The sequence below is a fragment of the Nocardia vinacea genome, from assembly GCF_035920345.1.
GTDB lineage: Bacteria > Actinomycetota > Actinomycetes > Mycobacteriales > Mycobacteriaceae > Nocardia > Nocardia vinacea_A.
In genome coordinates this window covers 5,959,161-5,970,864 of record NZ_CP109149.1, presented here as the reverse complement: position 1 = coordinate 5,970,864, position 11,704 = coordinate 5,959,161, and the positions used below count along the sequence as shown (strand labels likewise).

The 11,704-nt window shown below is 65.7% G+C and carries 10 protein-coding genes and 1 pseudogene; 6 read left to right on the top strand and 5 right to left on the bottom strand.

What is annotated here, in order from left to right; genetic code table 11:
• Positions 1–2 precede the first annotated feature (2 nt).
• A complete protein-coding gene (locus OIE68_RS27220; RefSeq protein WP_327093919.1) occupies positions 3–1,592 on the bottom strand; it encodes a carboxyl transferase domain-containing protein in 1,590 nt (529 codons plus the stop codon).
• A 93-nt stretch (positions 1,593–1,685) separates the two neighbouring features.
• Here OIE68_RS27220 and OIE68_RS27215 point away from each other — a divergent pair, with 93 nt between their 5' ends.
• Positions 1,686–2,294: a TetR/AcrR family transcriptional regulator gene (locus OIE68_RS27215; protein WP_327093918.1), complete on the top strand. Its 609-nt coding sequence runs from the start codon at positions 1,686–1,688 to the stop codon at positions 2,292–2,294.
• A 325-nt stretch (positions 2,295–2,619) separates the two neighbouring features.
• On the opposite strand, the gene OIE68_RS27210 is transcribed toward OIE68_RS27215, so the two are convergent.
• Positions 2,620–3,366, bottom strand: a complete 747-nt coding sequence (locus tag OIE68_RS27210; protein ID WP_327093917.1) for a 3-hydroxybutyrate dehydrogenase — start codon at positions 3,364–3,366, stop codon at positions 2,620–2,622.
• A 106-nt stretch (positions 3,367–3,472) separates the two neighbouring features.
• A complete protein-coding gene (locus tag OIE68_RS27205; protein ID WP_327093916.1) occupies positions 3,473–4,882 on the bottom strand; it encodes an MFS transporter in 1,410 nt (469 codons plus the stop codon).
• A gap of 141 nt (positions 4,883–5,023) precedes the next feature.
• Between OIE68_RS27205 and OIE68_RS27200 the strand changes: the two genes are divergently transcribed.
• A complete protein-coding gene (locus tag OIE68_RS27200; protein WP_327093915.1) occupies positions 5,024–5,953 on the top strand; it encodes a LysR family transcriptional regulator in 930 nt (309 codons plus the stop codon).
• A 144-nt stretch (positions 5,954–6,097) separates the two neighbouring features.
• Here OIE68_RS27200 and OIE68_RS27195 read toward each other — a convergent pair whose 3' ends face one another.
• Entirely contained in the window at positions 6,098–6,811 is a 714-nt protein-coding gene (locus OIE68_RS27195; RefSeq protein WP_327101821.1) for an ABC transporter ATP-binding protein, read from the bottom strand.
• 31 nt (positions 6,812–6,842) lie between these two features.
• Entirely contained in the window at positions 6,843–7,901 is a 1,059-nt protein-coding gene (locus OIE68_RS27190; RefSeq protein ID WP_327093914.1) for an ABC transporter permease, read from the bottom strand.
• Between the two features lie 130 nt (positions 7,902–8,031).
• Here OIE68_RS27190 and OIE68_RS27185 point away from each other — a divergent pair.
• The 4 genes and pseudogenes from OIE68_RS27185 to cobM form a co-directional block, all read left to right on the top strand.
• A pseudogene (locus OIE68_RS27185) lies at positions 8,032–9,186 on the top strand (sensor histidine kinase); the annotation flags it as partial.
• A 323-nt stretch (positions 9,187–9,509) separates the two neighbouring features.
• Positions 9,510–10,127, top strand: a complete 618-nt coding sequence (locus tag OIE68_RS27180; protein WP_327093912.1) for a response regulator transcription factor — start codon at positions 9,510–9,512, stop codon at positions 10,125–10,127.
• Between the two features lie 128 nt (positions 10,128–10,255).
• Positions 10,256–10,681, top strand: a complete 426-nt coding sequence (locus OIE68_RS27175) for a PPOX class F420-dependent oxidoreductase (protein ID WP_327093911.1) — start codon at positions 10,256–10,258, stop codon at positions 10,679–10,681.
• Between the two features lie 16 nt (positions 10,682–10,697).
• Positions 10,698–11,462, top strand: a complete 765-nt coding sequence (gene cobM, locus OIE68_RS27170) for a precorrin-4 C(11)-methyltransferase (protein WP_327093910.1) — start codon at positions 10,698–10,700, stop codon at positions 11,460–11,462.
• Positions 11,463–11,704 lie beyond the last annotated feature (242 nt).

Genomic DNA, 11,704 nt, shown 5'->3' with positions numbered 1-11,704 from the left:
GCTCACATCCGGAAGACGCCGTAGGAAACGGGTTCGAGCGGTGCTTGCGCACACACCGAAAGGGCAAGTCCGAGTACGGTTCTGGTGTCGGCGGGGTCGATGACGCCGTCGTCCCAGAGCCGCGCGGTCGAGTAGTACGGATTGCCCTGATGTTCGTACTGTTCCCGAATCGGCGCCTTGAATGCCTCCTCGTCCGTGGCCGACCACGGCTGTCCGCTGCTGTCGAGTTGATCCCCACGCACCGTCGACAGCACCGAGGCGGCCTGCTCGCCACCCATTACCGAAATTCGCGCATTGGGCCACATCCACAGGAAGCGCGGCGAATACGCGCGCCCGCACATCGAATAGTTGCCCGCGCCATACGATCCGCCGATCACCACCGTGAGCTTCGGCACCCGCGCACACGCCACCGCGGTGACCATCTTCGCGCCGTGCTTGGCGATACCACCCGCCTCGTAATCGCGCCCGACCATGAAACCGGTGATGTTCTGCAGGAACAGCAGCGGAATCTTGCGCTTATCGCACAGTTCGATGAAATGCGCGCCCTTCATGGCGGATTCGCTGAACAGCACGCCGTTATTGGCGATGATGCCGACCGGATGGCCGTGGATGCGGGCGAATCCGGTGACGAGCGTCTTACCGTATTCGGCCTTGAATTCGTGGAATCCGTTTTCGCCGTCGACCAGCCGGTGGATGACCTCGCGGACGTCATACGGCGTGCGCAGATCGACCGGAACCACGTCGTACAGTTCGGACTCCGGCTTCGCGGCCGCGACGGTCGGCGTTACCTCCCATGGGCTGGCCGGGCGCGGGCCGAGCGTGGCCACGATGCGGCGCACGATGCGCAGCGCGTCTTGGTCGTCCTCGGCCAGGTGATCGGTGACTCCCGAAGTGCGCGAATGCAATTCGCCGCCGCCCAACTCCTCGGCGGTGACCACCTCACCGGTCGCGGCCTTCACCAGCGGCGGTCCACCGAGGAAGATCGTGCCCTGATTGCGCACGATCACCGCCTCGTCACTCATCGCTGGTACGTACGCACCGCCGGCGGTGCACGAACCGAGTACCGCGGCGATCTGCGGAATTCCCTTGGCACTCATGGTCGCCTGGTTGAAGAAGATGCGCCCGAAATGCTCCCGATCCGGGAAGACCTCGTCCTGGCGCGGCAGGAACGCACCGCCGGAGTCGACGAGATACACGCAGGGCAACTGGTTCTGCAATGCGACCTCTTGGGCGCGCAGATGCTTCTTCACCGTCATCGGGTAGTAGGTGCCGCCCTTGACTGTGGCGTCGTTGGCCACGATCACGCATTCCCGCCCGGAGATCCGGCCGATGCCGGTGATGATCCCGGCGCCGGGACATTCATCGTCGTACATGCCCGTCGCGGCCAGCGGCGAGAGCTCGAGGAACGGGCTGCCCGGATCGAGCAGCTGATCCACCCGCTGCCGGGGCAGCAGCTTGCCGCGGGCCACGTGCCGCTCACGCGCCTTCGCGGGCCCGCCGAGCGCCGCGGCGGCCAGTCGGGCGCGCAGATCCTCCAGTAGCGCCCCGTGTGCCGCGCGGTTGTCGACCTCGACCTGTTCGGTCACCGTCATCACGCCGTCCTGCCATCCAGTTAGTCGCCGATAACTGGAATTCAGGTTAATGTTGATTAACCGAGATGTCCAGGTGTGCTGAAAGGAGCGCGTGTGACCAGCACCGACCCCGTCGCGCCCACCCGCAGGGAACAACTGAAGCTGCAGCGTAGGGCGCAGCTGCTGGATGCGGGTGCCCGGCTCATCGCCGATCGTGGGTTCCTCGGCATGCGCCTGGACGACCTCGGCGCGGCCGTCGGGATCAGCGGCCCGGCGGTCTACCGGCACTTCCCGAATAAGGAGGCACTGCTGGTCGAACTGCTCATCGGGGTCAGTCAGCGGCTGCTCGCCGGTGGGAAAGCGGTGGTGGCGCGGACCGGGTCGGCGCGGGAGGCGCTGGACGGGCTGGTCGATTTCCATCTGGACTTCGCGCTCGGCGAGCCCGAACTCATCCGGATCCAGGACCGCGACCTCGAGAACGTGCCGGTCGGGCCCAGGCGCGAACTGCGGCGCACCCAGCGTCAGTACGTCGAGATCTGGGTGGCGGTGCTGCGGGAGTTGCATCCGGAACTGCCGGAGGAGACCGCACGGGTGCAGGCCCACGCGGGCTTCGGCCTGATGAACTCCACGCCGCACAGCGCGACCGATGCCACCGCCACCCGGGCCCGGCCGATACTGCGTCGAATGGCGCTGTCCGCAATGACTCAGGCTGCGCTGGGTTGATCGCCCGCCGCTTCTCAAGCCTCTGCCAGCCCCAACGGAGCGAGTCTTACGAGCGACCGTTCGCGGCCCGTCTCGCGTCCGAGTCGTCGAAGCGCGTGTGCAGCAGTCGCGGGACTTGACCATCCGGCGCGTGTGCATCGGTGGCCGAGCGATCCGCCATCGGTGACCGCAACGGAGCGAGTCTTACGAGTGACCCGTTCGCGGCCCGTCTCGCGTCCGAGTCGTCGAAGCGCATGCGCCGCAGGCGCGAGTCTCGACGGCTCGGACGCGAGACACCCGGGGGCCGCGAACACGCCGCGCCGAAGGCGCGGCCAAAGATACAGCATCACCGCGCGGTCCAGCCGCCGTCCATGGTGTAGGACGCGCCGGTGACCATGCCCGCATTCGGCGAGGCGAGCCAACCCACCAGTGACGCAACCTCTTCCGGCTCCACGAGGCGCTTGATCGCGCTCTCGGTGAGCAGCACCCGCTCCAGCACCTCCTGCTCGTCGATGCCGTGCGCCTTGGCCTGATCGGCAATCTGCTTGTCCACCAGCGGCGTTCGGACATAGCCGGGACTGACGCAATTGCTCGTGACACCGTGGCGACCGCCCTCGAGCGCGGTCACCTTGGACAGGCCCTCGAGTGCGTGCTTGGCCGTCACATACGCGACCTTGTATTCGGACGCGCGCAATCCGTGCACCGAGGACAGATTGATGATCCGGCCGAAGCCCCGCCGATACATCTGCGGCAGTGCCGCGCGGATGAGCAGGAACGGCGCTTCGACCATGAGGGCCATCAGGTTCCGGAATCGCTCCGGCGGGAAGTCTTCGATCGGGTTGATGCTCTGTACACCGGCGTTGTTCACCAGGATGTCCACATCCAAGGTGAGTTGTTCCAATGCGTGGATGTCGAGAAGGTCGACGGCCCAAGCCTTTCCATTTACCTCGCTCGCAAGTGCCTTCGCGCCCACGTCGTCGATATCGGCGATGGTGACGGTGGCGCCGCGTGCCGCGAGCTCTCTGGCGCAGGCAGCGCCGATACCGCTGGCGCCGCCGGTGATCAGGGCGGAACGTCCGTTCAGGTCACTCATGACTGCACCTCGCCGGCGCTCGGTTCCGTCATGACCGAGCGCTCGGCTGTGCCTGTCGTTCGCTCGCTGCGCTCGGCTGTCCCTTTTGTTCGCTCGCTGCGCTCGCTCATGTGAGCTCCACTCGTAGGGTTTCGGCTCGCGCTGCCGGGCTCTGTGCGGCAAGGGTTTCCGCGTCGGCGGTGTCGATGCTCTCCAGGGTTATGCCCTTCGTTTCGCGGGCGAACAGGACGGCGATCGCGGTAATCGCCGCGGCCGCAGCCAAATACAGGGCGATCGGGACCGCGGACTTGTAGGTATTGAGCAAGCGCACGGCGATGATCGGGGCGAGCGATCCGGCCACGATCGAGGTGACCTGATAACCGAGGGAGACACCGGAATACCGCATCCGGGTGGGGAACATCTCGGCCATGATCGCGGGCTGGCCCGCATACATGAAGGCATGGAATACCAGGCCGATAATGATCGCGGACATAATGATCGCGTTGTGGCCGCTGTCCATCATCGGGAAAGCGAAGAAGCCCCAGGTGCCCGCAGTGAGCGCGCCGACCAGATACACCGGCCGTCTGCCGAAACGATCGGAGAGATTGCCCGCCAACGGAATCATGAAGAAGTGCACGGCATGTGCGGCCAGCAGCCACCAGAGGATGACCTTGGTGTCGACATGCACCTGCACCTTGAGATAGGTGATGGTGAAGGTGACCACCAGGTAGTAGAGGATATTCTCGCCGAATCGCAGCCCCATGGCGGTGAATACGCCGCGCGGGTAGCGCCGCAGCACCTCGACGACACTGAGCGAATCGGACTTGATCTGTTCGATTTCCTGCTGTGCCGCAACGAAAATGGGTGCGTCGGTGACCTTGGTGCGGATGTAGTACCCGACCAGCACGACCACCGCAGACAACCAGAATGCCACGCGCCAACCCCAGCTCAGGAAGGCGGCGTCGGACAGCGTCGAGGTCAATGCCAGCAAAGCGACCGTCGCCAACATATTTCCCACCGGCACCCCGGCCTGTGGCCAGCTCGCCCAGAATCCGCGCCTGGAGTTCGGACTGTGTTCGGCCACGAGCAGTACCGCGCCACCCCATTCGCCGCCGACCGCGAAACCCTGGATGAATCGCAGGACCACCAGCAATGTCGGTGCCCAATAACCGATTTGGGCGAAGGTCGGCAGACAGCCCATGAGGAAGGTCGCGGCACCGACCAGCACCAGACTGAACTGCAGTAGCTTCTTGCGGCCGTATTTGTCACCGAAATGTCCGAAGACGACGCCGCCCAACGGACGTGCGGCGAAGCCGACGGCGTAGGTGATGAAGGCGGCGAGGATCGCGTCGAGATCGCTGGTGCCCTTGGCGAAGAACACCTTGCTGAAGACGAGCGTCGCGGCCGTGCCGTAGAGGAAGAACTCGTACCACTCGACCACGGTGCCGGCCATGGACGCGGCCACCACCCGCCTCAGTCCGGCCGGTATCCCGCCGGGATCGTTTCCCGTCGGCCGCATTGCATCGCGCACGCTCATCGAACATCTCCTTCATGACCGGGGCCATATCTGGCAACAAGATGTGACGGCCCCCACATTTCGTGGTCAGAACGAGTATTCGTGCACATATCTTCGGCCGCAATGACCAGTTGTGCAGTGCGTGTCTGCAAGAATGCAGAAATGAGTCCGCCTGCCTCGGGCCCCAACCGCCCCAGCGCGGATGATCTGCTGGTTCTGCTCGCCGTCGGGCGCTCCGGGCGCTTCGTTTCGGCCGCCGAGGAGCTCGGGATCAACCACACCACCATCTCGCGCCGCATTGCCGCACTGGAGCAGACGCTGGGCGGGCGGGTGCTCACTCGGGTGACCGGTGGTTGGGAGCTGACCGATCTCGGGCGGGAGGCGTTGGCGGCGGCGGAGGCGGTGGAATCCGCGGTCAAGTCGCTGGCTACCGGTGCCGATGGCATGCGGGTACTGGAGGGGGTGGTTCGGATTTCGGCGACCGACGGATTCAGTGCCTATATGGCCGCACCGGCCGCCGCCGAGGTGCAGCGGCGGCATCCGAAGATCGCCGTCGAGATCGTGGCGGCGACCCGTCGCGCGTCCCAGCAGCGTTCGGGTCTGGATATCGAAGTGGTGGTGGGTGAGCCGCAAGTGCACCGCGCCAGGGCAATTCGATTGGCCGATTATTGTCTCGGGCTCTACGGTTCGCGCGACTATCTCCGTGAACACGGAACACCGACGGCGATAGGGGATCTCGCGCGTCATTCGTTGGTCTACTTCATCGATTCCATGCTGCAGGTGGATGACTTGGACCTGGCCTCCAGTTTCGCGCCTGCGATGCGTGAATCGGTAACTTCCACCAATGTTTTCGTGCACGTCGAAGCGACCCGGGCGGCGGCGGGCCTCGGCTTACTGCCCTGCTTTATGGCCGATCGTCACGACGACCTGATCCGAGTGCTTCGGAAGGAAGTCTCCGTTCGGCTCACCTATTGGCTCGTCACTCGCACCGAGACATTGCGCAGGCCGGAGGTGGCGGCGGTCGTCGATGCGATTCAGGTTCGGGTGCGGGACCAGCGGAACGTTCTGCTCGGTTTACCGGGTCCTTCATGAGAAACGCCGACGCTGATCAAGACAGTTGGTAAGAGTTACTCGGTGAGATGTCGTCAACGACTGCGGGATGATCAGGATTACAGCTATTTCGGCAAGAGATCGTCGGCGGCGGCGAACGCGGCTTGCTCGAGCCATATGTCGAGTTCAGAGGATCGGGGTGAGGGTGCCGTCGATCATGCGGTAGACGGCGTTCATTTGATGGAGGTGGGTGTGGTCGTGGGTTACCAGGAGGGTGGCGGCCTCGTGGGTGCGGGCCATGGTGACGATCAGTTCGATTATGGCGGTGCCGCGTTCGGTGTCGAGGGCGCTGGTTGGTTCGTCGATGACCAGGAGGGCCGGATCGTTCATCAGGGCGCGGGCTATGTTGACGCGTTGGCGTTGGCCGCCGGAGAGTTGGGCGGGGCGTTTGGCGTGTTGGTCGGCGAGGCCGACGGCGTCGAGTAATTCCATTGCCTTGGTCCGGGTTTCGCGGCGTCGGGTGGGGGAGGTGAACAGGCGCTGGCCGAGGTGGGACATGGCTTCTAGTTGTTCGACGGCGGTCAAGGCGGGGATCAGGTTCGGCTGCTGGAAGACGATGCCGATGGACGAGCGGCGCACGGCGGCGGCTTCGCGGCGTGTGAGGGTGGTGAGATCGACTGTGCCGTTGGAAGTTTCGAGCGTTATCCGACCGGAGTCGGGGCGGATCAGGGTGGAGACTACGGCGAGCAGGCTGGATTTTCCGGAGCCGGAGGGGCCGGTGATTGCGGCGATGGTGCCGCCGGTAACGTGCAGGTTCACCTGGTTCAGTGCGGTGAGGCGACCCGCGCCGTCCGGGTAGGTGAGGGTTGTTTCGCGTACGGTGAGAGCGGTTTTCATCATGGTCGCGATGGTCATGCGGAGCTCCGAATAATCAGCGGGCCGAACCGAGCGCGGTCAGCGGGTCGGTGGTGAACAGGAAGCGCAGGGCGAAGGCCGCGCCGAGCAGACCGAGGACGATCAGGGCCGCTGCGGGGAACAGGGTTGTCGAGAGGCTGAGCACGAAGGGCGGCGCGTCACCCATGAATGTTGCTGCGGCTACGGTGATTCCGAGTCCGACCGCGACGCCCGCGGTCAGCACAATTGTCGCTTGGGCAAGGGCGTCGCGGACCAGTGCGCCGGATGTCGCACCGAGCGCCTTCAAGGTCGCGATATCGGGCATGCGCTGCACCGTCCACACAGTGAAGAACGCGCCGATCACCAAGGCCGAGATGGCGAACAGCAGCACGGTCATCAGCGTCAGCGAACCGTTTTCGGCCTTGTAGGAACTCAATGCCGACAGCGATCCGGAGACGCTGGTCGAGGTCGTATGCGCAGATGCGTTGACGGAGGCGGTATTCGGGATGCCGGATACCGCGAGCACCGTGGCGGTGCCGCCGCGTGGACTCACCGATTGCCAGTCGGTGGGCGTCATCCAGACGACTGGGGTGTGGCTGTACCAGTCGTCGCCCTGGACGGCGGCCACCCGGAAGGTACCCGTGCCGAGTGTGACGGTGTCAGCGACGATGGCATCGAGGGCCTTGGCCGCGCCGGTGCTGAGCACGACGGTGCCGGAATCGGTTGCGACGCGGTTGCCAAATGCGGTTCCGGTAGTGCCGAACAGCGCGACCTGGGCGGGTTTGGTCGCACCCGGACCCGACACCGCGCCCTCCGTCCGGCTGATGCCGATCGGATCCACGGAGCCCGCAGCCGCCTGCCAGGTCTCGACCTGCTGCTCGGTCAGTGCGGAGGCGTCGAAGGAAGGGGCCGCGCCGTTATCGGCGAAGACAAGGGCATCGGCGTGGATCGCTTCGATGGCCGAGATGTTCTGGTGCGCGAGTCCGGCGGTGAGACCGCTGAGGAAACTCACCAGCAGCGCCACCAGGGTGACGACCAGCGTGATGAGCAGAAAACGGCCGCGTGCGGCCCGCAGATCCCGGAGTGCGACGAACATGCCATCACCCTGCCGTGCGCCGGCTCCCATGCCATCGCGCACGCGGAGGAATGCATCCCGATCGAAGGTTGGTCGGTGTTTTACGCCTTTCGATGGATGCCGCCCGGATAGCCGCACATAAGCTGGCTAAGTGCATTCGTCGCCGTTCACGCCTGTCTTCACCGCGCTGCGGTTGGGGCTGCATGTGCTGGTGACGACGCTGGCCGTGGTGGTCGCGGTGCGCGCACTGCTGCCGGGCGCCGGACATCCGCTCGGCGTCGTCACACTGACCGCGGCATTCCTGGTCGTGTACTTCGCCGGTGCGTTGGTCGGTCGCCGCCCGGCGGGCGTCCGCATCTGGTTGGCGGCGCTTACGGTGCTGTGGCTCGGCCTCGTGGTGCTCGCACCCGATGCCGGATACCTCGCATTCGGTGTTTTCTTCCTCTACCTGCACCTGCTGCCACGGCCGTGGAGTCTGCTCGCGGTCGGTGCGGCCACGGCGGTTGCGGTGATCGGTTTCGGGATGCATCGCGGCTGGTCGGTGGCGGGTGCGATCGGTCCGATTATCGGCGCGGCCGTCGCGGTGGGGATCGGGCTGGGCTACGAGGCGATGTTCCGCGAATCCGCCGAACGTCAGCGCCTGATCGACGAATTGCTCAGTACCCGAGCGACTCTCGCGGAACAGGAGCGCACCGCGGGCAAACTGGCCGAGCGTGAACGGTTGGCGCAGGAGATCCACGACACCGTCGCGCAGGGGTTGAGCAGCATTCAGCTGCTGCTGCACGCCGCGGAACAGTCAGCGCCGAATCACCCTGCGCTGCAACAGATTAAGCTGGCTCGCGAGACGGCGGCGGAGAATCTGGCCGAAACCCGCAGGCTGATAGCGGAATTGACACCGGCCGCCCTGGAGGGGCAGAGCCTCGCGCAGGCGCTCGAGCGCATCTGTCAACGCGCCGAGGCTCCGGGACTGCTCACCCAGATGGTCGTCGAGGGCACGCCGGAGCGCCTGCCGATGCCCGTCGAGGCGGCACTGGTTCGGATCGCGCAGGGGGCGATCTCGAACGTGGTGCGCCATGCGGACGCGAGCCGGATGCGGTTGACCCTGACGTACTCCGATACCGATGTGTACCTCGACGTGGTCGACGACGGCATGGGCATCGATCCGTCGGTGCTTGACCGCCCGCCAACGGGCACCTTCGGTCTGGCCGCCATGCGCGGTCGCGTCGAACAGCAGGGCGGCACAATGGCGGTCGAGTCCGAGCCTGGCCACACCGCGGTCACCGTCATGTTTCCGCTGGAGCCCGGTTCCGGCGCAGTCGATTCCGGCCTGCGCGCAGCGGAATCCGGCTTGTCTGCGGCTGATTCGAACCTGCCCGCGGCCGATTCGGGCCTGTCCGCGACGGAAACGAACGCGGCGGATTCCGAGCCCATGCCGAACGCTCCCGACCTGCCCGCGTTGGCGCAGCGTGCGGCGGATTCCGCGTCTGCGCCGGACGACCCCGACCTGCCTGCGGTGGCGCAGAGCTCGACGAAGCCGAACGATCCCGGGGCGGCCGCAGCACATGCCAGTTCGCGGCCAGCCGAATCCGCCCAGGGCATACCGAAGGCAACGAATCAGGAGGGCGGTCAATGATTCGCCTACTCCTGGTCGACGATCACGCCATCGTGCGCGCGGGCCTGCGCGCACTACTGGAAAGCAATGACGACATCACAGTCGTCGGAGACGCACCGACCGCTGAGGCCGCCGTCGCCTTCTGTACCACCACCCCGGTCGACCTGGTGCTGATGGATCTCAGCTTCGGCCCGGGCCGCTCCGGCGTCGACGCGACGGCCGAATTGCGTGCGCTCGCTCAGCCGCCCAATGTCCTGGTGGTCACCAACTACGACACCGACGCTGACATTCTCAGCGCTATAGAGGCCGGAGCCTGCGGCTACATCCTCAAGGACACCCCACCGATGGAACTGCTCGTGGCGGTGCGCTCGGCGGCCGCGGGGGAGAGCGTGCTGTCGCCTGCGGTGGCATCCAAGCTGATGATCCGCGTGCGCCGCGCCGATACCACCCTGAGTCCGCGCGAAATCGAGGTGCTGCGCCTGGTGGCCGACGGCAGTTCGAACCGGGAGATCGCCAAGGCACTCTTCCTCAGCGAAACCACCGTCAAATCCCACCTCGTGCACATCTACGCCAAGCTTGGCGTTCGCTCCCGCACCTCGGCCGTCGCCCGCGCCCGTGAACAAGGCACCTTCTGAGCGATCAAGATCAAGTGGAACTGGTGGCGGGGGCTTCTCGGGCGATGCCGCCATAGTTTCCACGTGATCATCTGTCCAGCCGGGTGTGGGAGGTGCTTGGATTCCGCGGAGGGTTTTAGGGTTGGGGGATGGCATCACTTTCGGATCCCAAAGTGCGCGACTTTCTGACCCACGCCAAGCGAACCGGAAAGGTGGCATTCGTGGCCGCCGACGGTCGACCGGTGGTCAGCCCGGTGTGGTTTGTTCTGGAGGGGGACGAGCTGGTGTTCAATACCGGCAAGGCCACGGCCAAGGGGAGGGCCTTCGCTCGCGATCCGCGCATTGCGGTGGTGGTCGACCTCGAGGAAGCGCCGTACTCCTCGATTCAGATCCAGGGCACCGTGACCCTGTCCGAGGATCCCGACGAACTCCTGCGCACCGCCACCGAGATCGGCGGCCGCTATATGGGCGCGGACCGGGCCGAGGAATTCGGCAAGCGCAATGGCGTCCCGGGCGAACTGGTGGTCCGGGTGCACCCGTCCAAGGTGATCGCCCACTTCGACGCGACGGCCTAGCCCTAGACTCACCCGCATGACCGTGCACTTCATCGGGGCCGGGCCGGGCGCCGCGGACCTGCTGACCGTCCGCGCGGTCGAGCTGCTGCGCAGCGCCCCGGTCTGCCTCTACGCGGGTACCTACCTCGACCCCGAGGTGCTCGCGCACTGTGCCCCCGATACCGAACTGGTCGACACCCAATACCTGGACATCGACCAGATCACCGAGCACCTGGTGCGCGCGCACCGCGCCGGTAAGGATGTCGCGCGCCTCTGCTCGGGCGACCCCTCCATATATTCGGCCCTCACCGAACAAACCCGCCGTCTCGACGCCGCGGACGTGCCGTGGGACATCACCCCCGGCGTCCCCGCCTACGCCGCCGCGGCGGCGCTGCTCGGCACCGAGTTGACCGTCCCCGAAGTCGTCCAATCGGTGGTCCTCACCCGCACCCAGGCTCGTTCTACCGCCATGCCCGAGTCCGAGGCCCTCGCGAACTTCGCCCGGACACAGGCCACGCTGGTGCTGCATCTGGCCATCACCCGAATCCGCCCACTGGCAGCCGAGCTGATCCCGGCTTACGGCGCCGACTGCCCGACCGCCGTGGTCTACCGAGCCAGCCAACCGGACCAACTGGTCCTGCGCGGCACCCTCACCGATATCGTCGACCAGGTCGAATCCGCGGGTCTGCGCCAAGCCGCCGTCATTCTCGTCGGCCGCGCCCTCACCCCGAATCTGTCCTGTACCCAGTCCCATCTCTACGACCCGGCTCGCGACCGACATTCACCTTCGCAAGCAGTGTGAGATCGGTGACAGCCATCCAGCAAACTTGCGATGACCCCCCTGCCTGGGCTGATGTTTCTCGGCTATGGGAGCTGATTGGTCGGCTGGCGAGGGCGACGGTAGATTGTTTCGGTGATCTGCATTGAACTTCCCGGCGAAGCCGGTCGGTGGGTGGCGGGCAGGGTCGCGCCCATGTAACAAGCCCGGCCTGACGGGCAGATAGTGCCAATGAACATTTTTGCTTGATTGATGAGAACTGAACG

Bases quoted from the DNA above. Each gene is read 5' to 3' on its own strand.
- OIE68_RS27205 (WP_327093916.1), bottom strand. From the start codon at position 4,882: ATGAGCGTGCGCGATGCAATGCGGCCGACGGGAAACGATCCCGGCGGG.
- OIE68_RS27195 (WP_327101821.1), bottom strand. From the start codon at position 6,811: ATGATGAAAACCGCTCTCACCGTACGCGAAACAACCCTCACCTACCCG.
- OIE68_RS27175 (WP_327093911.1), top strand. From the start codon at position 10,256: ATGGCATCACTTTCGGATCCCAAAGTGCGCGACTTTCTGACCCACGCC.
- OIE68_RS27190 (WP_327093914.1), bottom strand. From the start codon at position 7,901: ATGTTCGTCGCACTCCGGGATCTGCGGGCCGCACGCGGCCGTTTTCTG.
- OIE68_RS27180 (WP_327093912.1), top strand. From the start codon at position 9,510: ATGATTCGCCTACTCCTGGTCGACGATCACGCCATCGTGCGCGCGGGC.
- OIE68_RS27220 (WP_327093919.1), bottom strand. From the start codon at position 1,592: ATGACGGTGACCGAACAGGTCGAGGTCGACAACCGCGCGGCACACGGG.
- OIE68_RS27210 (WP_327093917.1), bottom strand. From the start codon at position 3,366: ATGAGTGACCTGAACGGACGTTCCGCCCTGATCACCGGCGGCGCCAGC.
- cobM (WP_327093910.1), top strand. From the start codon at position 10,698: ATGACCGTGCACTTCATCGGGGCCGGGCCGGGCGCCGCGGACCTGCTG.
- OIE68_RS27200 (WP_327093915.1), top strand. From the start codon at position 5,024: ATGAGTCCGCCTGCCTCGGGCCCCAACCGCCCCAGCGCGGATGATCTG.